The organism is Lentzea californiensis, from assembly GCF_024648825.1.
Lineage (GTDB): Bacteria > Actinomycetota > Actinomycetes > Mycobacteriales > Pseudonocardiaceae > Lentzea > Lentzea californiensis.
Genome location: NZ_JANBBE010000001.1, coordinates 1,697,867 through 1,721,332 on the forward strand (window position 1 = coordinate 1,697,867; position 23,466 = coordinate 1,721,332).

The window sequence follows — 23,466 nt, forward strand, 5'->3', positions numbered from 1 at the left end:
CAACTCTGGCGGGGGTGTTTGCGCAACGTCGGCTACCCCGTTACTGTCCCGTGACCGTGCCACCTGAGTCGACCTTGTCGGTTCGGAGCACGCCCGCAGTCGGGGCGGGACCGAAGCCAGAAGCGCGAAGAAGCGAGACCACGTAGGAGGAGTTGCCGGGAACCTTCGAGCTCCAACTCGAATGATCTTGTCAACGCCAACTGTGCGGTGGCCTCACAGCTTCCGCAATGGAGGTATCGACCCTTGTCTGGTAGCGACAGAGCTGCTGCTCAGTACGACTTCAACGACGACACCGACTGGTTCACGCCGGTCGGCGGCACGGCGGTCGACGTCGCCGATCCCCACCCGAGCTTCCCCGCCGGTGCGCTGACCATCACGCCCGCGGACGTGCTCGAGGTGCTCGGCCCGGACGCCGACGACCTGCTGGCCTCGGCCAACGTCGACGTAGACGAGCTGATCCGTCTCATCAACGCCGAGACGACGATCATGCCGCCGCTCGTCCTCCCGTCGGAGGAAGAAGAGCGCAACGACCCGCAGGTCCTCGTCACGGCCGCCTCGACGTGGAAGCGCCGCTTCCTCAAGGGCACCGTCGCCGCGGTCCTCGTGTCGATCTCCGGTGGCGGCGTGACCGCCATGGCGATGGACAAGTCGCTGACCGTCGAGGTCGACGGCGCGATGCAGACCGTCCACTCCTACGAGGGCACGGTCGGCGAGGTCCTGGCGGAGGAAGGCATCGTCGTCGGTGAGCACGACGCCCTGTCCCCGTCGCTGAACACCCCGATCTCCGACGGCGCCAAGATCAGCCTCGACCGCGGCCGCCTGCTCAAGATGAGCATCGACGGCCAGGCCCGCGAGGACTGGGTCCGCTCGGTCACCGTCGAGGAGGCCGCCAAGCAGCTCGGCGTGCCGCTCGAAGGCGCCTGGATGTCGATGCCCGGCTCGCACGACGTGCCGCTGGAAGGCATGAGCGTCGAGGTCAAGACCCTCAAGAACGTCAAGGTCTTCGACGGCGCGAACCCGGTCCGCGAGGTCAAGACGACCGCGCTCACCGTCGACGAGCTGCTCAAGGGCGAGAACCTCACCCTCGGCCCGGAGGACGCGGTCGCGTCCGGCATGGACGTGAAGATCGCGACCGGCGCCGAGATCTACATCTCGCGCACCGGCGTCACGGTCATCAACGTGAACGAGCCGGTGGCCCCGCCGGTCGAGAAGACCAACGACCCGAACCTGGCCAGCGGCCAGCAGACCGTCACCGACCCGGGCACGCCGGGCGAGCAGACGTCGACGTACCGCGTGACGGTGAAGAACGGCAAGGAGATCAGCCGCGAGAAGATCGGCGGCAAGATCACCAAGGAGCCGAAGCCCAAGAAGATCACCGTGGGCACCAAGCCGATCCCGGACGGCGAAGTCTGGGACCGCCTCGCCAAGTGCGAGGCAGGCGGCAACTGGGCCATCAACACCGGCAACGGCTACTACGGCGGCCTCCAGTTCTCGGCCAGCACCTGGGCCTCGAACGGCGGCACCGCCTACGCGCAGCTGCCGCACCAGGCCACCCGCGAACAGCAGATCGCCACCGCCACGAAGCTGCGCGACCGCGCGGGCGGCACGTACGGCGCATGGCCGGGCTGCCGCGCGAAGCTCGGCCTGCCGTAAACACTCTCTCCATCCCCTGACTTAGGCCGCCCTGGTTCGCCACGGGCGGCCTTCGTCGTTGCCGGGGCTGCGCAGGGCTAGATCCGGCGCGGCGGGGCAAGGTCGGTGGCGGGAGCGTAGGCGGAGGGTGGCGGGCGCGCGGCAGAGGTAGAGGACGCGCCGCAGTCGAAGTGCGGCACAGCGGACGGGCATGCGGTGGGGGAGATGCTGCAGGCGGGTGCGGCATGAAGGCTCGCGCAGAGCGACGGCGGAGCCGAGCCACCCTGCCGCCCAACGCAACGGCCAAGCCGAGGCGTCCCTCCGTACGCAACGGGCAACGGCGAAGCCGAGCCGCCTGGCCGCCAATCGCAAGGCGAAGCCGAGGAGTGTGAACCTCTGCGGGCTGGTGAAGCGGTGGTGACCATCGCTATCGACGCGCAGCGGCGATGACCGGCACCGGCTCGGTACTGCTCGCCCGGCCACGCACGCAAGGCGACCTTTCGCACGGTGGGTGACCATCCTGCTGGAACCGGCGCCGGCCAACCCGCCCCAGCACCCACCAGCAAGGTCCCAGCCCACCCCTCCACCACCGGGCCTGCGAGAATGCCCAAGTGAGCCTGCTGGGACCTGCCGAAGTCCGCCGTCTAGCCGCAGAGCTGGACATCCGCCCAACCAAGAAGCTGGGCCAGAACTTCGTGCACGACCCGAACACCGTCCGCAAGATCGTCACCGCGGCCGGCCTGACGCCAGACGACGTCGTCCTGGAGGTAGGCCCGGGCCTGGGCTCCCTGACCCTTGCCCTGCTCCCCAGCGCCAGCCAGGTAGTCGCAGTCGAAATCGACCCGGCCCTGGCGAACCGCCTTCCGCGGACGGTCAGCGAGATGGACCCGGAGAACGCCGGCAAACTCCACGTCGTCCTCATGGACGCCATGAAAGTCACCCAAGAAGACCTGCCGGCGCAACCCACCGCGATCGTCGCGAACCTGCCGTACAACGTGGCGGTCCCGGTCGTGCTGCACCTCCTGGCCGAACTGCCCAGCCTGCAAAAGGGTCTGGTGATGGTGCAGGCGGAGGTGGCGGACCGCATGGCGGCCAAGCCCGGTAACAAGATCTACGGCGTGCCCAGTGTGAAGCTCGCCTGGTACGCCGAGGCGAAGAAGGCCGGGGCGGTCGGCAAGAACGTGTTCTGGCCTGCGCCCAACGTCGACTCGGGGCTGGTTTCCTTCCAGCGTCACGAAAAGCCCTTGTCCACTGTGGATCGGAAGAAGCTCTTCCAGATCGTCGACGCCGCGTTCGCCCAGCGTCGGAAGACGCTGCGGGCGGCGCTCAGGGGCTGGGCCGGCGACCTGGGGGACATCGACGAACTGCTCGAGAAAGCGGGCGTTGATCCCCAGGTTCGGGGCGAGCAGTTGAGCGTGATCGACTTCATCCGGATTGCCGAGGTCTAGGCCGGGGATCCATCGGCCAACAGTGTGATCTGTCGAACGAATCCGGTTTTGGCTTGCGCAACCGAACGTCCGTCCGGTTGACTGCTACTTGCCATCCGGAGCGACTGAGAGACCTGGCTCTACGACGTCGCAGCAACCACCCGCTGGATGCGGGCAGGTGCTAACGCCAGGACCGATGGAGGAGCACCATGGGTACCGTGCGAATGCTGACGCGCCGTCGAGTCATCGACCAGTGCCGTCGCTCGTCTTCTGCATGTCGTCGCCACCTCGTCTAGGGCGCCTTCTAAAAGTCCTCCTGACGCGCACTCAGTCAACGAGTGGCGCACACACCTGAGCAGAACTCTCGACCGCGCACGTCCGTCCACAACGGACTGTGTGCCGTCGCGCGCAGCCGTGGAGCAGACGTGATCACTGTCGAAAACCTCACCAAGTCCTTCCAGGGCGTCAGTGCCCTCAACGGCGTGACCCTCGACGTCGAGGCCGGAACCGTGCTCGGCGTGGTCGGCCCGAGTGGCGCCGGCAAGTCGACGCTGGCCCGTTGCGTCGCGCTGCTGGAGCGTCCCGACTCGGGTGCGATCCGCGTCGACGGCACCGACATCACCAGCCTCGACGGGTCGGCCCTCAGGGCTGCTCGCCGCCAGATCGGCGTTGTGCCGCAAGGGGATTCGCTTCTCCGTCAGCGCACGGCGGCCGGCAACATCGCACTGCCGCTGGAGTCCGCGGGCATCCCCGGGCCGCAGCGCCGGACGAGGGTCGGCGAGCTGCTGGACCTCGTCGGGCTCACCGACAAGGCCGCCTCGTACCCCGACCAGCTCTCCGGCGGGCAGCGTCAGCGCATCGCCGTGGCGCGCGCCCTCGCCGCCAACCCCAGCGTTCTCCTCGCCGACGAGCCCACGTCCGCCCTGGACCCGGAGACCACCGGTTCCGTGCTGACCGTGCTCGACCGTGCGCGCGCTGAGCTGGGTGTGACCGTGCTCATCGTTACGCACGACATGGGCGTGGTCCGGAAGATCTGCGACGACGTCGCCGTGCTGGAGCAGGGCCGCGTCGTCGAGCACGGCAAGGTGCTCGACCTGGTCAACGACGTCGCGAGCCGCACGAGCAGTGCGCTGCTGCCCGCCGTCGACCTCAACCCCATCAACGAGAGCAGCTACGACCGCGTCGCGGACGTCGTGCTCGTCGGGTTCGCCGCGGTCGGGGCGTTGCTGCCCGAGGCCGCGCACCGGTTCGGCGTCGAGCTGAACATCGTCGGTGGCGGCCTGACGCGGCTGGGCGAGACCCCGGTCGCACGGTTCCGGCTCGGCCTGAACGGCGAGCGCTCGGACTCCGCCCTGGAGTGGATCGGCGAGGCCGGCGGCTCGGTGCAGAGGTCCCTGAAGGGCCCCCAGGGAGTAGCTGCGTGAGGTCTGCAACACCCTGGTCCGACGTCGTCCGCTTCCTCGTCGAGGCCACCGGCGAGACGCTGTACATGGTCGGCGTCTCGACCGTCATCGCCACTGTTCTCGGAGTTCCCGTAGGTGTCTGGCTGCAGCTCACCGCCAAGGGTGGGTTGCGGCCGAACGCCGCGGTGCACAGGATCCTCAGCTTCGTCACCGACCTGGGCCGCTCGATGCCGTTCATCGTGCTGCTCGTCGCGCTCACGTCGGTCACCCGCCTGCTCGTCGGCGGCTCCATCGGCAGCACGGCGGTCATCGTGCCGCTGGCCGTGGGAGCGATCCCCTTCGTCGGGCGGCTCGTGCAGAACATCCTGTCCGAGGTGCACGTGACCGTGGTCGAGGCCGCGATCACGACCGGTGCCTCGACGCTGAGGATCGTGCGCAGCGTGCTGATCCGCGAGTCGTTGCCCGCACTGATCAACGCCATCGGTGTCACCGTGATCGCCCTGATCGGGTACTCGGCGATGGCCGGCGTGATCGGCGGCGGCGGTCTCGGCGACCTGGCCATCCGCGAGGGCTACCAGCGCTTCAACGACCGGATCCTGTGGAGCACCGTGGCGTGGCTCGCCGTGCTCACCACCGTGATCCAGTTCGGTTTCACCCGTGTCGCCGCTGCCGCCGACCGGCGCCGGCACGCCTCCGTCTGACCCGTAGCAATTTCTCAAAAGGAACGTCATGCGTATTCGTGCTGCCCTGATCGCAGTAGCTTTGACCGGTTTGACTGCTCTGTCCGCTTGCTCGTCAGGTGGTTCCAGCGCGTCCGACACGCTGAAGGTCGGCGTCTCGCCGGTCCCGCACGCCCAGATCCTCAAGTACGTGGCCGACAACCTCGCCGCGTCGAAGGGTCTGAAGATCGAGGTCGTCGAGTTCACCGACTACGTGCAGCCGAACACGGCGCTGGTCGACGGGTCGCTCGACGCCAACTACTTCCAGACCGTCCCGTACCTGAAGACGTTCACCTCGGAGAGCGGCGCGAAGGTCGAGTGGGTGCAGCCCGTCCACGTCGAGCCGCTCGGCCTGTACTCGAAGAAGGTCAAGAAGCTCGACGAACTGCCGAGCGGGGCGAAGATCGCGGTGGCCAACGACGCCACCAACGAGGCCCGCGGCCTGAAGCTGCTGGAGGCCAACGGCCTGATCAAGCTCAAGGCCGTGGACCAGCCGACCGTGCGCGACCTGGCGGAGAACCCCAAGAACCTGCAGTTCGTGCCCCTGGAGGCCGCTCAGCTGCCCAGGTCGCTGGAGGACACCGACGCGTCCGTGATCAACGGCAACTACGCCATCGACGCGGGCCTCAAGCCTGCCACCGACTCGCTCGCGCTGGAGAAGGCCGAGGGCAACCCGAACGCGAACGGCCTGGTCACCCGCACCGAGCTCAAGGACGACAAGCGCGTGAAGGACCTGGCGGAGCTGCTCGGATCACAGCAGGTCAAGGACTACATCAAGCAGACGTTCAGCGGTTCGGTCATCCCGGTCTGACCGTGACAGTGGCCAGGGGAGGAGTCCGGGACCCCAGAACGCCCGTACCCTGACATGGTGCTCGCAGTCGTTCCTCCCCCGGTCACAGTTCGCGTCCCGGCCAAGGTCAACCTGCACCTGGCGGTAGGTGACGTGCGCCCGGACGGTTACCACGACCTGGTGACGATCTTCCAGGCGCTGTCGCTGGTCGACGAGGTCACGGTCGCGGTCGCCGACGAGCCAGGCGTCGAGGTGTACGGCGAGGGTGCCGACCAGGTGCCCACCGGGGCCTCGAACCTCGCCTGGCGTGCGGTGCAGCTGCTCGCCACGCACGTCGGCAAGGACGCGGACGACCCCAAGGTCCGCGTCGTCATCCGCAAGGCCATCCCCGTCGCGGGCGGCATGGCGGGCGGCAGCGCGGACGCGGCGGCGGCGCTGGTCGGCCTGTCGTCGTTGTGGCGCCTGGACATCAGCCGCGACGAACTGGCCGGACTGGCCGGCAAGCTCGGCGCGGACGTCCCCTTCGCCCTCTACGGCGGCACCGCCCTGGGCACCGGCCGCGGTGAGCGGATCGTGCCCGTGCTGGGCCGCCACCAGTTCCACTGGGTGCTGGCGTTCGACCGCCGCGGACTGTCCACTCCGGACGTCTTCGACGAGCTGGACCGCCTGCGCGCGGACGGGGACCCGCCGCGCGTCGGCGAGGTCGAGGCCGTGCTGGAGGGCCTGTCCTCTGGTGACCCGAGGCAGCTCGCCCTGCTGCTGGGCAACGACCTGCAGGCCGCCGCGGTGTCGCTGCGCCCGAACCTGCGCCGGACGCTCCGCGCGGGTGTCGACGCGGGTGCCTTGGCCGGCATCGTGTCCGGTTCCGGCCCCACGACGGCGTTCCTGTGCGAAGACGGCGACACGGCCGTGCGCGTGGCCGCCGAACTCGCTGGTGCCGGTGTGTGCCGGACGGTGCGCGTGGCGCACGGGCCGGTGCCCGGAGCGCGTGTGATCGCGACTGAGGAGCCCAAGCCCACGCCGCCCGAAGTGCACGCCTGACCGCACGCGGGGACCTTTCGTACTGTCAGACAGTACGAAAGGTCCCCGCGTGCGGTCAGGGACAGGCGCCTTGGCGGGGCTGGGTAGCCTGCATCGGGCAGTTTCTTACTAGTCGTGAGGTTTTGATGGCCAACCTGGTCAACCTGGAGTCCGTGTCGAAGTCGTTCGGCGTCCGGCCGCTGCTCGACGGCGTGTCGCTCGGCGTCAACGAAGGCGACCGCATCGGTGTCGTCGGCCTGAACGGCGGTGGCAAGACGACGCTGCTCGAGGTGCTGGCCGGGGTGGAGCCCGCCGACGACGGCCGCGTGTCGCGGTCGCGCGACCTGCGGATGGCCGTCGTGACGCAGCGGACCGAACTGCCGGACGGGTCGACCGTGCGCAACGCGGTGATCGACCCGCTCGGGTTCGACGCCGAGCACGAGTGGGCCGCCGACGCCCGCGTCCGGTCCATTTTGGACGGACTCGGCATCACGGCGCTGGGCCTCGACTCCGTGGTGTCGCGGATGTCCGGTGGCGAGCGGCGCCGGGTCGTGCTCGCGGCGGCGTTGATCCAGGACCTCGAACTCCTCGTGCTGGACGAGCCGACCAACCACCTCGACGTCGAGGGCGTGCGGTGGCTCGCGGAACACCTGCTGGCCCGCAAGTGCGCGCTCGTCGTCGTCACCCACGACCGGTGGTTCCTCGACACCGTCTGCAACCGCACGTGGGAAGTGGTGAACGGAAAGGTCGAGCAGTACGAGGGCGGCTACGCCGACTGGATCTACGCGCGCGCGGAACGGCAGCGGCTCGCGGACACGCTGGAGGAGAAGCGGCAGAACCTGGCGCGCAAGGAACTCGCCTGGCTGCGCCGCGGCGCTCCCGCGCGCACCTCGAAGCCCCGCTACCGGATCGAGGCCGCGGAGGCGTTGATCGCCGACGTGCCTCCGTTGCGGGACAACGTCGAGCTGCTGGCGTTCGCGAAGAAGCGCCTGGGCCGCACGGTCATCGAGGTCGAGGACGCCACACTGTCCATTCCGGACCGGGTGCTGGTGCGCGACCTGACGTGGCGCATCGGGCCGGGTGAGCGGATCGGGCTGGTCGGCGTCAACGGCTCGGGCAAGACGACGCTGCTGAAGCTGCTGGCCGGTGAGCGCGAACCCGAGACGGGCAAGCGGATCCAGGGCTCGACGGTCAAGATCGCGCACCTCTCGCAGGAGCTGCTCGACCTCAACGGGTCGATGCGCGTGCTGGAGGCGATCGAGGAGGTCGCGCGCCGCGTCGTGCTCGGCAAGTACGAGATGTCGGCGTCGCAGCTGGGCGAGCGGTTCGGCTTCTCCTCGCAGAAGCAGTGGACGCCGGTCTCCGACCTGTCCGGTGGTGAACGGCGCCGGCTGCAGCTGTGCCGGTTGCTGATGGCCGAGCCGAACGTCCTGCTGCTCGACGAGCCGACGAACGACCTGGACATCGACACGTTGCAGCAGCTGGAAGACCTGCTCGACTCGTGGGCCGGCACGCTCGTCGTGATCTCGCACGACCGCTACCTGGTCGAGCGCGTGTGCGACAAGGTCGTAGCGCTGTTCGGCGAGGGCGGTCTGACCGAGCTGCCCGGTGGCATCGAGGAGTACCTGAAGCGCCGCGACTCGATGCGCGACAGGGAGTCCGCCACCGGACCGTCCGGAGACAAGGCACCCTCGAACGCCGCCGACCAGCGTGCCGCCCGCAAGGAGCTGGCCCGGCTGGAACGGCGCCTCGAGGTGCTGCACAAGAAGGAAGCCGAGCTGCACGCGGCGCTCGCCGAGGCCTCGACCGACTCCGCCAGGCTGCTGAAGCTCGACGCCGAACTCCGTGCCGTGCTGGCGGAGGAGTCCGACGTGGAGGCCCAGTGGATGGTCGCGGCCGAGGCCGTCGAGGGCTGAGCCGTATCGGCCTGATCGCCGCCGGGGCTACTTGCCCTGGCGGCGCAGTTCGGTCGCGAGCAGGGGCAGCAGCTCGTCGATGAACGACGTGTCGTAGCCCTGGCCGGAGAGCAACGCGTAGCTGAAGCGCGCCTTCATGACCTCGTCCGAGCTCGCCCCGAGCATGCCGTCGAGCGCGACGCCGATCTCCTCCAGCATCCGGTCGACCTGCGCGGTGCGGTAACCGCGCTGCCCGGACGCCGCCTGCGGAATCCGCAGCTGGCGCAAGTCCTTCCACGACTTGACCGTCGGCATGCTGCTGCGCACCGGTCCGGAGAGCTGCTGCTCGATCTGGCCGAGGAACCCGTCCACCTCGGTCTCGTCGTAGCCGCGCCGGCCGATCAGCGGGCGCGAGAACCGGACGTCGCGGACGTCCTTCGAGGTCAGGTTGTCCTGGCCGAGCAGCGTCGCCTCGATGCGGTCGAGGAACGCGTCCACCTGGGACTCCTGGTAGCCGCGGCGGCCGCGGGGAGGGCGGTGGAACGCGATGTTGCGGATGTCCGCCGCGGTGAGCTTCGGCGAGTCGATGGCCTTCTGCAGCGCGGGCTGCTGGGCGGGCTGCGCCGGGGCCGGCTGGGGGCGTCGAGGCTGCTGGGGACGCTGGTCCTGCTGCGGGCGGGGATCCGGTTGCGGACTGCGCTGCTGCGGCCGTTGCTGTTGCTGCGGCAGCGGCGGGAGCACCGTGGTCGGCGGGCCCGCGTCGCGCGGCGGCGGAGCGACCTCGAACATCAATACCACGAGGTCGAGGAACGTGTCGACGTCTTCCTCGTCGTAGCCGAACGTGCCGGGCGCGGTCTCGCCGAACACGGCGTCCTGCACCTGTTGCGCGGTCAGGTTGTCCCTGCCGCGCAGGGTCTGCTCGATGCGGTCGAGGAACGCGTCTATCTGGCCCTCGTGATAGCCGCGGGTCCCCGGTCTTGGCTTGTGGAAGCGCACGGCGGCAACGTCGTCAGGGGACAGTCGCACCGCGGGTCTCATCGCCTGCGACGTGGCGTGGGCGCCCTTGGCCGGCGCGGAGGCCTGCGCGCGTTGCGGAGTGGACCTCAGCGTGTCCGCCACGAGTTCCATGAAGACGTTGACCTCGTTCACGTCGTAGCCCGGGTCCCGGGTGGCGGTGCTGAACTTGACGTTGAGCACGTCTTCACGCGTGAGGATGTCCTTGCTCTTCATGGTGCCCTCGACCCGGTCGAGGAACGCGTCCACCTCAGCCGCGTCGTACCCGCGCTGACCTCGCGGAGGACGGTGGAACGCGACCAGGGCCACGTCCTGCGCGGAGAGCAGAGGTGCCGGATGCGCGGGTAGAGAATGCTGCGCTCCGGGGCCGCCCCGATCCACCAATGACCTCCTCCTGCGTACCTGTACTGGGGAGTATCGCGTTTCGTGTGGCATAACGTTTCGCCCTGATGGACCAAACGGCGCCACTACGATCGCGAACATGAGTCAGTTCGTGGATGTGATGCTGGCGACGGCCTCCAGCGGCGGGGACAGGGGCATGACGACGGGCGAACCCGCCTCGCCAGTCCGCCGGACCTGGGCCGAGGTGCACGAACGCGCCCGGCGGATGGCCGGTGCGCTCGACGTGGCGCCGGGCACCGCGATCGCCGTGCTCGCCGCCGAACCAGCCGTGATCGCCCCAGCCGTGCAAGCCGCATGGCTGTGTGGTGGCAGCGTCACGATGTTGCATCAACCCACACCACGCACCGACCTGGCCGAGTGGGCCGAGGACACGCTGCGGGTGCTCGCCATGATCGATTCGCACCTGGTCCTGCTAGGCAGCCCTTTTGACGCTCTGGCTGCCGTGCTCGACCAGCACGGAGTGCCTTACAAACTGCTCTCCGAACTCGATGCGGAACCGATCTCTGCTCCTGTTCCCACCCCCGAGGATGCCACGGCACTGCTGCAGTTGACGAGTGGATCGACCGCCGATCCGAAGGCGGTGCGCATCACGCACCGCAATCTTATGGCGAACGCCGAGGGCATGCGCGTCGCGGCGGCCCTGGATCCTGCCTCTGACGTCATGGTTTCGTGGCTGCCGCTGTTCCACGACATGGGCATGGTCGGGTTCCTGACCGTCCCCATGCTGTTCGGTCTGGAATTGGTGAAGGTCACACCCGTCGACTTCCTGTCGCGCCCGACGTTGTGGGCCGACCTGATCACCCGGCACCGCGGCACGATCACCGCCGCGCCGAACTTCGCCTACGCGATCGTGGCGCGCCGGCTCGCTTCCTCGTCCGATTCCTTCGACCTGTCCTCGCTGAGGCTCGCGCTGAACGGCGCCGAGCCGATCGACCCGGCGGCCGTGCGGTCGTTCGTGGACGCCGGGGCGCGGTTCGGGCTGCGGCCGGAGTCGATCCTCGCCGCCTACGGCATGGCGGAGACCACTCTGGGTGTGGCTTTCGCGCCTCTGTTCACCGGACTGTCGGTGGACGTGGTGGACGCGGACGCGGTGGAGGCGGACAAGAAGGCCGTGCCCGCTGCCGACGGGCGCGCGTTCCCGTTGCTGGGGCCGCCGTTGCCGGGGCTGGAACTGCGGGTGGTGTCGGACTCCGGTGAGGTGCTGGGCGTCCGCGACGTCGGTGAGCTCCAGGTCCGCGGTGAGGCCGTCACACCCGGCTACCTCACGGTGAACGGTCCACTGGCGACACAGGACGCCGAGGGGTGGCTGTCCACCGGCGACGTCGGGTACGTGGTGGAGGACGGCCAGGTGGTCGTCTGCGGGCGCCGCAAGGACGTCATCATCATGGGCGGCCGGAACATCTACCCGACCGATGTGGAGCGTGCCGCCTGCTCGGTGGACGGGGTGCGGCCCGGCAACGCCGTCGCCGTGCGACTGGACGCCGGGACGCAGCGCGAACGGTTCGCCGTCGTGGTGGAGTCGAAGCTGGCCGGGGACGCCGAGGCCGAGAGGGCTCTGGTCAAGCAGGTCACGGCTCGGGTTGTGGACGCCGTGGGGCTGCGGCCGTTCGCGGTGGTGGTGCAGCCACCCGGGACGCTGCCCAAGACGCCCTCCGGCAAGCTGAGGCGGTCTGCCGCGGCTGCTCTGGTCTAGCGGCCCGGAACGTCGCCGGGCCACCAGTGGCTCAGTGGAAGGTGTTCTGCGCGGCTTCGAGGCCCTTGGTCACGAGGGCCTCGGCCGCGTCCGCCGCCCGGTCGATCTCCAGGGCGAGCTGCTTGCGCTCGACGGTCGAGAAGTCCTTCAGGACGTAGTCGGCCGGGTCCTGGCGGCCGGACGGGCGGTCCACGCCGAAGCGGAGGCGGTGGTAGTCCTTGGTGCCCAGGGACTTCGTGATGGAGCGGAGTCCGTTGTGGCCGTTGTCGCCGCCGCCGAGCTTCATGCGCAGCACGGCGAACGGGAGGTCCAGCTCGTCGTGGACCACGACGATGGTGGTGGGCTTGAAGAACTTCACGGCGCTCGCGACGGGGCCGCCGGAGAGGTTCATGAAGCTGCGCGGCTTGGCGAGCACGACCCGGTGGCCGCTCAGCCTGCCCTCGACGATCTCGGCGCCCGACTTGTGGGCCTTGAACTTGCCGCCGACGCGGGCGGCCAGTTCGTCGAGGACCAGGAAACCGATGTTGTGGCGGTTGCCCTCGTACTTGGGGCCTGGGTTGCCCAGCCCGACGATGAGGGCGAGGTCAGCGTCCACGGAACCGCAACTCCTGCTCGAGATCGTCCAGCAACGTGTCCACGGCCTGCACCTGGTACCCCTTGCCCAGCAGGCCGGACGTGGTGCTGAACCGGGTGTTGCGGACCTCGGTGGAGGTCATGGCACCCCGGCCGTCCAGGTTGGCGGCGGCACGGATGACGAAGGCGTCGACTTCGGCGCGATCGTAACCGGTGCTGGACCTCGGGAGTTTGCGCGCGTACAGGTCCTCGCCGGAGCTCAGGCCCGTCGGCGGCACGATGCCGTTGCGGACCTGGAACTCCAGCAGGTGCAGGACACCGTCGACGCTGAGCGGGTCGTAGCCGTTCGGGACCGTGGCGAACCTGACGGTGCGCACGTGGTCCGGGTCGAGGCGGAGACGACCGGCCAGGGCGTCGGCGATGATCTGCAGGAACTCGTTCACCTGGTCCGGGTCGTAACCCTGCCGCTTGCGGCGGAAGGTCTTCGACCGGACGTCTGCGGGCCGCAGGTACGGCAACGGCGCGCCGCCCCCCTTGTGAGGAGGTGACGCGCCGTCGTTTCGGCCCGACGTGATGGGGCTCAGCTTTCCTCGGTGGCCTCAGCCGCCGGAGCAGCCTCGTCACCCTCGAGCTGCGCCGCGGACGGCGCCTCGTTCACGGCGACGACGAGAGCGTCGGCGTCGGTGATCAGCACGGCACCGGCCGGCAGGGTCAGGTCGCTGGCGTGGATCTGCGTGCCCGCGGTGACACCGGCGATCGACAGCTCGATCTGGTCCGGGATGTTCATGGCGTCGGACTCGATCTGGATCGTGCTGAGGTCCTGCGTCAGCAGCGTGCCCGAAGCGGGCTCGCCCGAGATGACCAGCGGCACCTCGACGGTGACCTTCTCGCCGCGCTTCACGAGCAGCAGGTCGACGTGCTCGATGTAGTTCTTGATCGGGTGCGTGGTGACGGTCTTGGTGAGCGCCAGCTCAGCCGCGCCGTCAAGGGCGAGGGTGAGGACAGCGTTCTGGCCGTGCTCACGGACGACACGGGCGAACTCGAGCGCCGGCAGGGCCAGGTGCTTCGGGTCGGAACCGTGGCCGTAGAGCACCGCGGGGATCTTGCCGGCGCGACGGGTACGGCGGGCGGCGCCCTTGCCGAATTCAGTGCGCTGCTCAGCGGCGAGACGGACCTCGGACACGGTGGGGTACTCCTTACAAGTCTGGCCTTGTACGTCGGGGCGGTGCACAAGTATCAGCGGATCAGCTAGGGGGTGGCCAGCGGTGGCGAGCAGCACACGGATGACTTCAACACGCGCGGCATCGAGCCACCGCGTCGATCACGTTGAGCTGGAAAGCTCGCCCTCGCCGAGGCAACCCGACCAGTGTAGGTGAGTGGGCGGGGTGGGTGTTAATCGGGGTGGCTTGTTGGGGCGGTTCGCGACCCTGTGGGTGGTCGCCTTGCGGGCGGCGGGCTTGCGGTTGCGTGCTTCCCCTGGGGCTCTGCCCCAGACCCCGGCAATCTGATCAGGGGGTCCACGCCACGGGCGGGTTGATGGCACGCCTGTTGCGTTGGGCGGCTGCCTGTTGCGTTGAGAGTGCGTTTGGCCCGCGTGGAAGGACGGCTCGCCTTCGGCTTCGCGGAAAGCAAAGGGCCTCCCGCGTCCTGTGGACTGCGGGAGGCCCCATCGGGCTTGCTGGGTCAGGCGTTGCCGTCGAACAGCGACGTGACGGAGCCGTCCTCGAACACTTCCTGGATCACTCGTGCCAGCAGTGGCGCGATGGACAGGACTGTCATGTTCGGGAAGCGCTTCTCCGCTGGGATCGGCAGCGTGTCGGTGAACACGACCTCGCGGGCGCCCGAGTCCTGCAGGCGCTGGGTTGCGGGGCCGGAGAGGATGCCGTGCGTGGCGGCGATGACCACGTCGGAGGCGCCCTCGTTGAGGAGCTGCTTCACCGCGCCCGCGATGGTGCCGCCGGTGTCGACCATGTCGTCGATCACGATGCAGAGGCGGCCCTCCACCTTGCCCACCACTCGGTTCGAGACGACCTCGTTCGGGCGGAGGGGGTCTCGGGTCTTGTGGATGAACGCGATCGGGGTGCCGCCCAGGGTGTCCGCCCACTTCTCGGCCAGCTTGGTGCGGCCCGAGTCGGGGGAGACGACGGTGATCTCGTGGCCCGCGTACTTGCCGCGGATGTGGTCCGCCAGCAGCGGCATGGCCCACAGGTGGTCCACCGGGCCGTCGAAGAAGCCCTGGATCTGGGCCGTGTGCAGGTCGACCGAGACGAGGCGGTCTGCGCCCGCGGTCTTGAACAGGTCTGCCACCAGGCGGGCGGAGATGGGCTCGCGGCCTCGGTGCTTCTTGTCCTGGCGGCTGTACGGGTAGAACGGCATGATCACGGTGATGCGCTTGGCGGAGGCCCGCTTCAGGGCGTCGACCATGATCAGCTGTTCCATCAGCCACTGGTTGATGGGCGCGGTGTGCGACTGGATGACGAAGGCGTCACAGCCTCGGACGGACTCCTCGAAGCGGACGAAGATCTCGCCGTTCGCGAAGTCGTAGGCCGACTGAGGAGTCACCGTGACGTTGAGGTGCTTCGAGACCTCTTCCGTCAACTCCGGGTAGGCACGCCCGCCGAAGAGCATCAGGTTCTTCTTCGGTGTGCCGGGCATCTGCGGGTTCACGGTCAGCGACCCTCCTCTGTGTTCTCGTCGGCATTCTGCTTCGCCAGGGCCTCGGCTGCCGCCTGAGCGGCCGCCGTGCCTTCACGACGGCTGAGGACCCAGCCTTCGAGGTTGCGCTGCGGGCCTCCGGACACGGCGAGCGCGCCCGGTGGGACGTTGCGGCGCAGGACGGTGCCCGCGCCGGTGTACGCGCCGTCGCCCACGGTCACCGGTGCTACGAACATGTTGTCCGAGCCGGTGCGGCAATGGGATCCGACGATCGTGCGGTGCTTGTTCACGCCGTCGTAGTTGACGGTCACCGAGGCCGCACCGATGTTGCTGTGGTCGCCGATCGTGGCGTCGCCGATGTAGGACAGGTGGGGGACCTTCGAACCGTCGCCGATCTGCGAGTTCTTCGTCTCGACGAACGTGCCGATCTTGCCCTTCACGCCCAGGGAGGTGCCGGGGCGGAGGTAGGCGAACGGGCCGACGGACGCGCCGTCGCCGATCACCGAGTCGCTGCCGTGGGTCCGAATCACCGAGGCGCCCTCGCCGACGGTCACGCCGGACAGCGTCGTGTCGGGGCCGACGGTCGCCCGGGCTCCGATCACCGTGCCCGCGCGGAGCTGCACGTTCGGCTCGATCAGGGCGTCCTGGCCCACCTGCACGCCCGCGTCCACCCACACCGAGGCCGGGTCGACGACGGTCACGCCGCCGCGCATCAGGCCCTCGACGATGCGGCGGTTCATCTCGGTGCCGACGGCCGCGAGCTGCACGCGGTCGTTGATGCCCTCGACCAGCCACGGGTCGGACGCGATCAGCGCGCCCACTCGCTTGCCGTCGCCGCGGGCGATGCCCAGGACGTCGGTCAGGTAGAGCTCGCCCTGCGCGTTGTCGGTGGACAGTCGCGAGAGGCCGTCGCGCAGCACCGCCGCGTCGAACGCGTAGACGCCGGAGTTGATCTCGTTGATCAGCTTCTCGGCGTGGTCGGCGTCCTTCTGCTCGACGATCCGCTGCACGGTGCCGTCCGCGTCGCGGACGATCCGGCCGTACCCGGTGGGGCTCTCCACCACGGCCGTCAGGACGGTGACCGCGTTGCCGGCGGACCGGTGCTCCGCGAGCAGCGCGGTGAACGTCCGGGTGTCGAGCAGCGGCACGTCGCCGTAGCTGACGATCACCGTGCCGGCCAGGTCGTGCGGCAGCTCGGCCAGGCCGCACGAGACGGCGTGACCGGTGCCCTTCTGCTCGGCCTGCACCGCGACGGTGACCTTGCGGCCCAGCGTCCCGGCCAGGGTCTCCAGATGCTCGGTGACGGCTTCACGGCCGTGACCGACGACGACGGCCAGGTGGTCGGGGTCTGTGCCGGCCGCCGCGCGCACCGCGTGTTCGACGAGTGAGCGACCGGCGATCCGATGCAGCACCTTGGGCGTGGACGACCGCATGCGGGTGCCTTCCCCGGCGGCGAGCACGACCGTGCTGACAGGGCCCTCGAGCATCAATGCTCTCCCTAACAGGCTGGGTGTTTCGAAGTCCGCGACCAGCCTAGGCCTCCGCGGACGGCTCCCCCGCCACCGCCGCTACCTGGCAGCCACCTTGGCGCTTCGCCACGTACATCGCCGAGTCAGCCCTCGACAGGGCCTGGTTGGCGGATTCGCGGGGGCGCAGCGAGATGACGCCGACCGACAGCGTCACGCCCCGGGAGAGGTCGATTGGCAAGCCTGCCACCGCATCCACGGCCCGGCCGAGTGCTGCTTCGGCGGCGTGCAGAGGGGCCCCCGGCAGCAGCACGACGAACTCGTCGCCGCCGTAGCGGGCCACCATGTCGTCACCCCGCAGGGCCTGCCGGAGTGTGCTGGCAATCACCCGGAGAACATCATCACCGTCGGCATGCGAATGGCGGTCGTTCACGCCCTTGAACCCGTCGAGGTCGACCAGTGCGATCGAGAACGGGTCGACCTGACCGGCGATGAGTTCGCCCATCTTGTCGTCGAGCGCGCGGCGGTTCGGCAGGCCGGTCAACGGGTCCTGCAACGCCTGCTGCGCGATCTGGCCGTGCGCGCGCGTCAGCCTTTCGTGTTCGCGGCGCGTCTGCAGTGTGGCCACGCGGGACTCCCGCATCTGCCACAGCTCCAGCTCCAGGGCCGCGTTGTAGGCCTGCAGCGCGGACGTCGTGTGCGGCCCGCACATGTGCGCGTACTCGCGCTCCAGCGACAGCACCAGCGACGGTTCCGACGTGTCGTGCTCCATCTGCGTGCGCGTGTCGTCGAGGACCTTGAGCGCGTCGTCCAGCCGGTTCGCCTCGACGAGGCATCGTGCCAGTGCGATCGCGACGATGATCAGTTCTCGCGCGTACATCGACAGGCCGCGCAACGACCAGAGCCGGTCGAGGTGGCTTTCCCTGGGGTTCGTCAGCGCGTGGGCGGCACCGAGGATCGGCACCTGCTCGGCGGCGTCGAGGTCGCGCCGGCCGGGGTGCAGCGACTGCCGGAACGGCACCTCGGCGGCCTCGGCGAGCCCGGAGGCGACCTTGAACTGCTCGTGCGCGGCGTCGTGCAGGTTCACCCGTTCGAGGCGCAGGCCCCAGCCGATGCGCAGCCGGGCGCGGTTGACCAGGTGGACGTAGATCTGGTGCGGCTGGCCGCTCTCGCGCAACGCGTTGTTGGCGCCCGCCAGCACGTCGTCGGCCATCTCGTAGACGCCGAGCTGGGTCAGCACGAGCGCGATGTCCTGCAGCGTCGTGGCGAGCAGCTGGTCCCAGATCCGCTTGTCGAAGACCGGGTCGACCTCGGGTTCCTCGTCGAGCATCATCGCCAGCGCCGACGCGATCTCGGTCAGCGCCTTGTCCTCGGCGTTGCCCAGCAGGAACCGGCGTCCGCGCAACGCTCGCGCGTCCGCCTCCAGCACGATCAGGCCGTGGCGGCGGCAGTGGGCGAGCATCTCGTCGAGCTGCGGGTCGGACATGTCGACGAGGCCGGGCGTGACCAGCCTGACCACGGCCGCGGCTCTGAGCAGCTGCGCGACGATGCGGGGCTCTCCGCGACCCTGCGCCTCGGCGAGGATGCGGTCGATCTCGGTCGCCGCGTCCAGTTGCGCGGCGAGGTGGCTGCTCTGGGCCACGGCGACCAGTTCGGACGCGCGACCGACCAGCCACGCGTCGGACATCTCGTGATGGCGGTGGCCCACGTTGCCCTGCTCGTCGACCGTTTCCTCGGGCAGCTTCGCACCTCCCAAAGACCACACTGACTCGTGCCCAGCTCCGCCACCAGGATTCGAACCTGGACCATCTGAACCAAAATCAGAGGTGCTGCCTTTACACCATGGCGGAATGAGCGAACTCGCGTCCGCTCAGGGCACATGTTGTCACGAGTGGTCCGCTTCTTGTCCAACCACCACTCGCACGGCTCAGTTCAAGATCACGGCTTGGCGCCGATTGACCTGGTCAGGAAGTCACCGAGCGCGGTGCGATACGTGTCCGTCGCCACATTCCACCCCGACGTGTGATCGGCGCCGGGGATCTCCACGTACTGCAGCGGCCACCCGAGCCCGTTCGCCGCGGTGGCGAGGTCACGCGACGACTGGGCGGGCACCGTGCCGTCCGCCGAGCCGTGCACGAGCAGCGTCGGCGGCTTGAGCGCGGGCGGGGTGCGGACCAGGTCGAATCGGTCGAAGTCGATGTCCGCGCGCCAGCCGGACACGACCTCGGCCACCGGCGTGAGCCACGTCGGCACGCCCCGGTTCTCCGCCTGCAGGTTCAGCGTCTGCGTCCAGTTCGTGACGGGGGAGTCGAGCACGACGCCGCTCACGGCCGCCGCGAGGCCGGACCGGGCGAGCGTCTGGCCGACGATCGCGCCGCCCATCGACCAGCCGTAGAGCACGACCTTCTTCGCGCCCTTGGCCTGCGCGTACCTGATGGCGGCCTCGACGTCGTGCCACTCGGTGTCGCCGAGGTGGTAGAGGCCGTCCGGCGACTTCGGGACGCCGGGGTCGTTGCGGTAGGTGATCAGCAGGACGGGCAGCCCCGCGCCGTGCAACTGCGGAACCACCCGCAGCGCCTCCTCACGCGACGCGCCACGCCCGTGCACGGTGATGACCCACGTGTCCGGGTTCGACGCCGGGACGAACCACGCGGGCATGTCGCCGAGTTCGCCCGGGATGGCGACGTCGCTGAAGACCAGGCCGAGCGACGTCTTCGGGTTGCCCTCGTAGACGTTGGTCTCCATGCGCACCTTGGTGCCCTCGGGCGGTGCGGTGCCTTCCAGGAGAGGGCGTTCCACGCGGCCGTTCCTGGTCGACGCGATGTCGCCGACCTTCGCGGTGCCGCCGGGCCAGACGATGCCGAACGTGCCGCGCTGCAGCGTGAGCTTCGATTCGGCGAGCACGACGTTCTTGTCGTCGACGCCCAGTGCCGTCTCGGGGTGGCGCCGCGGCACCTCCTCCGGTTCGAGCAGCTCGCCGCTGTAGTACCACCCGACGCCGCCCAGAGCCGCTGTGACCAGCACGAGCAGGACGAGCAACGAGGTCGCGGTGATCCGGATGATCTTGCGTCTGGCCATCGTTCGATGATGCCGGGTCGAGGTCTCGATTCCATGCGACACAACGTGCTGATCCTGAGAACTGCCCGTGATTTTCCACGCGGGGCGTGGCGACGGCGTGGGGACCTAACCTACGCTTCCGTAACTTACGGTCGCGTAGGTACGTCGGTCCCCTCACCCCTCAGAGGTTCTGGATGACTTCGACCATGGACCGGGCCACCGGCCACGGCCCCAAACCCCTGCTCGGCAAGCGGCGCAACAACGCCGAACAGCTCGGCGTGTACGTGTTCGTCGTCGTTCCCCTCCTAGCGCTGCTGGCCGCTGTTCCCTTCGCGTGGGGCTGGGGCCTCGGCTGGGTCGACGTGGTGCTCTTCGTCGTCTTCTACTACCTCTCCGGCCTCGGCGTGACGACCGGCTACCACCGCTACTTCACGCACGGCTCGTTCAAGGCCAGGCGTCCGCTGAAGATCGCGCTGGCGATCGCAGGCTCGATGGCGTTGCAGGGGCCCGTCCTCGACTGGGTGTCCGACCACCGCCGCCACCACGCCTTCTCCGACCGCGAGGGCGACCCGCACTCGCCGTGGCTGTTCGGCACCGGGCCCGCGGCGCTGGCCAAGGGCTTCTGGCACGCGCACATGGGCTGGCTTTTCCAGCGGAACAAGACCAACCACGAGCGCTTCGCGCCGGACCTGCTGGCCGACGAGGACGTGGTGTGGGTGGACAGGCACTTCGTGCTGTGGACGTCGATCTCGCTGGCCGCGCCGGGCGTTCTCGGCGGCCTGGTCACGTGGTCGGTCTGGGGCGGCGTGACGGCGTTCTTCTGGGCCGGTCTGGTCCGCGTCGCGTTCCTGCACCACCTGACGTGGTCGGTGAACTCGGTGTGCCACATGGTGGGCGACCGCCCGTTCGCCGCCCGCGACCGCTCGGCCAACGTCTGGGCGCTGGCGATCCTGAGCTTCGGCGAGTCGTGGCACAACCTGCACCACGCCGACCCGACCTCCGCGCGCCACGGCGTGCGGCGCGGCCAGATCGACATCTCGGCCCGCGTGATCTGGTTGTACGAGAAGCTCGGCTGGGCCACGCACGTCCGCTGGCCGAGTGAACAGCGGCTGGCCAGGATCACCGCGCAGAAGTGACCTTTGTAGGCTGACTCGATGGCCAGGGTCAGGATGACGGGCAAGGAACGCCGAGAGCAGCTCCTGGACGTCTCCCGTGCCCTGTTCGCCGAGAAGGGCTTCGACGCGACCTCGGTCGAGGAGATCGCGCACCGCGCCAGCGTGTCGAAGCCCGTCGTCTACGAGCACTTCGGCGGCAAGGAAGGCATCTACGCCGTCGTCGTGGACCGCGAGATGCAGCGCCTGATGGACCAGATCGTCGACGCGCTCGACGTCGGCGCGCACCCGCGTGAGCTGCTCGAACAGGCCGCCTGCGCGTTGCTCGACTACATCGAGGGCTCGACCGACGGGTTCCGCATCCTGGTGCGCGACTCGCCCGTCGCGTCGTCCTCCGGCACGTTCTCCTCCCTGCTCAACGACATCGCGTCGCAGGTCGAGCACATCCTCGGGCTGCACTTCGCCAAGCAGGGCTACGACCGCAAGCTCGCCGCGCTCTACGCGCAGGCGCTGGTCGGGATGGTCGCGCTGACCGGGCAGTGGTGGCTGGAGGCCCGCAAGCCCAAGAAGGACGAGGTCGCGGCGCACCTGGTGAACCTCGCGTGGAACGGGTTGTCGGCGATGGAGCACAAGCCCAAGCTGCGCAGCCGTTCGTGAGCTGTTGTTCTTAGTGCATCTGCACGCATCACGGGTCCGGCGTTAGTGCAGGGCGCCTAATCCGCCTTCGACGGTGAAACGGTCCGGGTGCGCCCGAGCGATGGTTCCAGTGAAGCTCGGCGTCCGAGCCGTTCGTCGAGGGGTCGAACGGCTCGGACGGGCTTCACCCGGTTCCGGTGAGCCTGAGCAGCTTGTCGTCGGTGCCGTTCGACGTCGTGAGGTAGAGCGAGCCGTCCGGCGCGGTGCGGGCGGCGCGGAGGCGGCCGTACTTGTCGTTCAGCTCCTCGGGGACGCTCACGTCCTGCACCTTGCCGGCCTGGTCGAGCGTGAAGAGCATCAGCTTCGAGCCCTTCAGGGCGGTGATCGCGAGCTTTCCGTTCCAGAACGCCGCCTGGCAGATCGCCTCGGTCGGCGAGCCGGACGACCACACCGCCGGCACCGCGTCCGGGAACCGCTGCAGGTCGGTCATCGGCACGCTCTCGTCGTAGCCGCCCTTCGTGCCGCCCTCGGACGGGTCCCAGCCGTAGTTGGCGCCCTTCTTCAGCAGGTTGACCTCGTCGTCGACGCTCGGGCCGTGCTCGCTGGAGAACGCCTGCTCGCCGTCCGGCCGGAACACCACGCCCTGCACGTTACGGTGGCCGTAGGTGTAGACGCGGCGCTCGTTGGCGTTCGCGGAGGTGACGAACGGGTTGCCGGCCGCGCCCTCGCCGGTCTCGGCGTCGATCCGCAGCACCTTGCCGCCGAGGCTCGTGCGGTCCTGCGGGTTGCGGGCCTGCGCGATGTCGCCGGTCGCGACGAACATCGAGCCGTCCGGGGCCAGTGTCGGCCGGCAGCCGGAGTGCCGCCCGCTGGAGTTCGACGGCATGCCGGTGAGCAGGTCCTTCGTCTTGGTCGCCTTCGTGCCGTCGAGGCGGAACGTCACCAGCCGCACGTCCCGGGACGTGTTGTAGCAAACGGTGAAGCGCTGGTCGTCGGGGTGGACCACCAGACCCATCAGGCCGCCCTCGCCGCGCGCCTGCAGGTCGGTCAGGTCGATGTCGACGGGCGTGACCTGGCCGCTCCTGACCAGCTTGACGCCGCCGGGTCGTTCGGTGACCAGCAGCGCACCGCCGGGCAGGAACCCGATGTCCCAGCCGTGCTGGAAGCCGCCCGCGACCTCCTCGACCTTCAGGCCCTGCGGTGCCGGAGCCTTGGACGGCGCGTTGCCGCCCGGTTCCGGCGACGAGCACGCCGCGACGACCAGCACCAACCCAGCAGCAACGAGTGCGCGCATGTCCCAACTATGCGTTCTGTGCGGTGGAGGTTCCGTAAGGCCGCTCAACGGGCAGCAACGCGCGCGCTCCGTCCAGGTCACGCGCCCGCACCTTCTCGTGAACCTCGTGCGCGAGGGCCGTCACGTCGGTGATGCCGACCGTCCACTCGTTGACGTACATGTCGACGGCTTCGCGGGTCAGCCCGATCTGGATGGACCGGTGGGGGAGGGCCTCGTGGTTCAGCCCGCGTTCCGGGTCCCACTGCACGCGCACCGGAGGCTTGCCCTTGATGCTGCTCTCGACCGCGTTGGAGACGGCCCAATCGAACCCCGTACGGGTGATGCGCACGGCCAGCACCCGCTCCTGGCCTTCCTTCCGGGCGTAGCCGCAGCGGTACATCATCCAGAGGAACGACGGCTTGATCCACGTCATCCGTTCCAGCTTGAACGGCGGCACGAACCGTTGCGCGGCCACGGCGGGGCCGGCGATCGCGGGCGAATAGGCCTGGTAAACCACTATGGACTGATCGTCGTAGTCAGCCCTGATCTCTCTCGTTGACACGTGCACAGGGTGCCTGCTGGGGCCGTGCTCGAGCCACCCGATAAGTGGTCGCGGAACGAGCTATGGTGGGTGGTGAGACCCCTCGTCCCAGGCAGGGGTCTGTCGGCGTTCGCACATCGCGCGCCCATTCCGCACTC

At 69.1% G+C, this 23,466-nt stretch carries 20 protein-coding genes, 1 tRNA gene and 1 riboswitch; of the genes, 10 read left to right on the forward strand and 11 right to left on the reverse strand.

Translation table 11 applies throughout. From position 1 onward, the window contains the following. The first annotated feature begins 243 nt into the window (after positions 1-243). The 7 genes from LX88_RS43555 to LX88_RS08840 all read left to right on the forward strand — a co-directional run bounded on the left by LX88_RS43555 (position 244) and on the right by LX88_RS08840 (position 8,907). Positions 244-1,653, forward strand: coding sequence for a resuscitation-promoting factor (locus LX88_RS43555; protein WP_307789569.1), 1,410 nt, complete (start codon positions 244-246; stop codon positions 1,651-1,653). Positions 1,654-2,249: 596 nt separating this feature from the next. Then, complete coding sequence (gene rsmA / locus LX88_RS08815; RefSeq protein WP_258947650.1) at positions 2,250-3,080, forward strand: 16S rRNA (adenine(1518)-N(6)/adenine(1519)-N(6))-dimethyltransferase RsmA; 831 nt, start codon at positions 2,250-2,252, stop codon at positions 3,078-3,080. A gap of 88 nt (positions 3,081-3,168) precedes the next feature. Continuing rightward, positions 3,169-3,262, forward strand: a riboswitch (SAM riboswitch). 222 nt (positions 3,263-3,484) lie between these two features. Next, a complete protein-coding gene (locus LX88_RS08820) occupies positions 3,485-4,483 on the forward strand; it encodes a methionine ABC transporter ATP-binding protein (protein WP_258947249.1) in 999 nt (332 codons plus the stop codon). Continuing rightward, a complete protein-coding gene (locus tag LX88_RS08825) occupies positions 4,480-5,163 on the forward strand; it encodes a methionine ABC transporter permease (RefSeq protein ID WP_258947250.1) in 684 nt (227 codons plus the stop codon). The genes LX88_RS08820 and LX88_RS08825 overlap by 4 nt, the downstream gene beginning before the upstream one ends. Positions 5,164-5,233: 70 nt before the next feature. Further along, entirely contained in the window at positions 5,234-5,992 is a 759-nt protein-coding gene (locus LX88_RS08830) for a MetQ/NlpA family ABC transporter substrate-binding protein (RefSeq protein WP_258947251.1), read from the forward strand. A 54-nt stretch (positions 5,993-6,046) separates the two neighbouring features. Then, entirely contained in the window at positions 6,047-7,012 is a 966-nt protein-coding gene (locus LX88_RS08835; RefSeq protein WP_258947252.1) for a 4-(cytidine 5'-diphospho)-2-C-methyl-D-erythritol kinase, read from the forward strand. 125 nt (positions 7,013-7,137) lie between these two features. Then, positions 7,138-8,907 carry an ABC-F family ATP-binding cassette domain-containing protein gene (locus tag LX88_RS08840; protein ID WP_258947253.1) on the forward strand — a complete coding sequence of 590 codons (1,770 nt, stop codon included), beginning with the start codon at positions 7,138-7,140 and terminating at the stop codon, positions 8,905-8,907. 27 nt (positions 8,908-8,934) lie between these two features. Here LX88_RS08840 and LX88_RS43560 read toward each other — a convergent pair whose 3' ends face one another. Beyond that, positions 8,935-10,281 (reverse strand): DivIVA domain-containing protein, encoded by a 1,347-nt coding sequence (locus tag LX88_RS43560; RefSeq protein WP_308203427.1) that lies wholly within the window; start codon positions 10,279-10,281, stop codon positions 8,935-8,937. 100 nt (positions 10,282-10,381) lie between these two features. Here LX88_RS43560 and LX88_RS08865 point away from each other — a divergent pair, with 100 nt between their 5' ends. After that, positions 10,382-11,995 (forward strand): fatty acyl-AMP ligase, encoded by a 1,614-nt coding sequence (locus LX88_RS08865; RefSeq protein WP_258947254.1) that lies wholly within the window; start codon positions 10,382-10,384, stop codon positions 11,993-11,995. A gap of 31 nt (positions 11,996-12,026) precedes the next feature. Here LX88_RS08865 and pth read toward each other — a convergent pair whose 3' ends face one another. The 8 genes from pth to LX88_RS08905 all read right to left on the reverse strand — a co-directional run bounded on the left by pth (position 12,027) and on the right by LX88_RS08905 (position 19,767). Beyond that, positions 12,027-12,590, reverse strand: a complete 564-nt coding sequence (pth, locus tag LX88_RS08870) for an aminoacyl-tRNA hydrolase (RefSeq protein ID WP_258947255.1) — start codon at positions 12,588-12,590, stop codon at positions 12,027-12,029. Next, positions 12,580-13,086, reverse strand: coding sequence for a DivIVA domain-containing protein (locus tag LX88_RS08875; protein ID WP_258947256.1), 507 nt, complete (start codon positions 13,084-13,086; stop codon positions 12,580-12,582). The genes pth and LX88_RS08875 overlap by 11 nt, the downstream gene beginning before the upstream one ends. 62 nt (positions 13,087-13,148) lie before the next feature. Beyond that, entirely contained in the window at positions 13,149-13,751 is a 603-nt protein-coding gene (locus tag LX88_RS08880; protein WP_090065506.1) for a 50S ribosomal protein L25/general stress protein Ctc, read from the reverse strand. Positions 13,752-14,251: 500 nt separating this feature from the next. Beyond that, a complete protein-coding gene (locus LX88_RS08885; RefSeq protein WP_030482093.1) occupies positions 14,252-15,223 on the reverse strand; it encodes a ribose-phosphate diphosphokinase in 972 nt (323 codons plus the stop codon). 14 nt (positions 15,224-15,237) lie between these two features. Continuing rightward, a complete protein-coding gene (gene glmU, locus LX88_RS08890; RefSeq protein WP_258947257.1) occupies positions 15,238-16,710 on the reverse strand; it encodes a bifunctional UDP-N-acetylglucosamine diphosphorylase/glucosamine-1-phosphate N-acetyltransferase GlmU in 1,473 nt (490 codons plus the stop codon). A gap of 46 nt (positions 16,711-16,756) precedes the next feature. Next, positions 16,757-18,454 (reverse strand): GGDEF domain-containing protein, encoded by a 1,698-nt coding sequence (locus LX88_RS08895; RefSeq protein WP_258947258.1) that lies wholly within the window; start codon positions 18,452-18,454, stop codon positions 16,757-16,759. A gap of 14 nt (positions 18,455-18,468) precedes the next feature. Further along, a tRNA-Gln gene (locus LX88_RS08900) sits at positions 18,469-18,539 on the reverse strand. 88 nt (positions 18,540-18,627) lie between these two features. Continuing rightward, positions 18,628-19,767: an alpha/beta hydrolase family protein gene (locus LX88_RS08905; protein WP_258947259.1), complete on the reverse strand. Its 1,140-nt coding sequence runs from the start codon at positions 19,765-19,767 to the stop codon at positions 18,628-18,630. Between the two features lie 173 nt (positions 19,768-19,940). Between LX88_RS08905 and LX88_RS08910 the strand changes: the two genes are divergently transcribed. Together LX88_RS08910 and LX88_RS08915 are read left to right on the forward strand one after the other, a co-directional pair. Next, on the forward strand, positions 19,941-20,882 hold the full coding sequence (locus tag LX88_RS08910; RefSeq protein ID WP_258947260.1) for an acyl-CoA desaturase: 942 nt from the start codon (positions 19,941-19,943) through the stop codon (positions 20,880-20,882). Between the two features lie 33 nt (positions 20,883-20,915). Then, on the forward strand, positions 20,916-21,515 hold the full coding sequence (locus LX88_RS08915) for a TetR/AcrR family transcriptional regulator (protein ID WP_258947651.1): 600 nt from the start codon (positions 20,916-20,918) through the stop codon (positions 21,513-21,515). Positions 21,516-21,678: 163 nt separating this feature from the next. On the opposite strand, the gene LX88_RS08920 is transcribed toward LX88_RS08915, so the two are convergent. Together LX88_RS08920 and LX88_RS08925 are read right to left on the reverse strand one after the other, a co-directional pair. Beyond that, entirely contained in the window at positions 21,679-22,788 is a 1,110-nt protein-coding gene (locus tag LX88_RS08920; RefSeq protein WP_258947261.1) for a PQQ-dependent sugar dehydrogenase, read from the reverse strand. A gap of 7 nt (positions 22,789-22,795) precedes the next feature. Beyond that, on the reverse strand, positions 22,796-23,329 hold the full coding sequence (locus LX88_RS08925) for a DUF4291 domain-containing protein (protein WP_258947262.1): 534 nt from the start codon (positions 23,327-23,329) through the stop codon (positions 22,796-22,798). Between the last annotated feature and the right edge of the window lie 137 nt (positions 23,330-23,466).

Bases quoted from the DNA above. Each gene is read 5' to 3' on its own strand.
- LX88_RS08835 (WP_258947252.1), top strand. From the start codon at position 6,047: ATGGTGCTCGCAGTCGTTCCTCCCCCGGTCACAGTTCGCGTCCCGGCC.
- LX88_RS08840 (WP_258947253.1), top strand. From the start codon at position 7,138: ATGGCCAACCTGGTCAACCTGGAGTCCGTGTCGAAGTCGTTCGGCGTC.
- LX88_RS08865 (WP_258947254.1), top strand. From the start codon at position 10,382: ATGAGTCAGTTCGTGGATGTGATGCTGGCGACGGCCTCCAGCGGCGGG.
- LX88_RS08885 (WP_030482093.1), bottom strand. From the start codon at position 15,223: ATGCCCGGCACACCGAAGAAGAACCTGATGCTCTTCGGCGGGCGTGCC.
- glmU (WP_258947257.1), bottom strand. From the start codon at position 16,710: ATGCTCGAGGGCCCTGTCAGCACGGTCGTGCTCGCCGCCGGGGAAGGC.
- LX88_RS08905 (WP_258947259.1), bottom strand. From the start codon at position 19,767: ATGGCCAGACGCAAGATCATCCGGATCACCGCGACCTCGTTGCTCGTC.
- LX88_RS08910 (WP_258947260.1), top strand. From the start codon at position 19,941: ATGACTTCGACCATGGACCGGGCCACCGGCCACGGCCCCAAACCCCTG.
- LX88_RS08915 (WP_258947651.1), top strand. From the start codon at position 20,916: ATGACGGGCAAGGAACGCCGAGAGCAGCTCCTGGACGTCTCCCGTGCC.
- LX88_RS08920 (WP_258947261.1), bottom strand. From the start codon at position 22,788: ATGCGCGCACTCGTTGCTGCTGGGTTGGTGCTGGTCGTCGCGGCGTGC.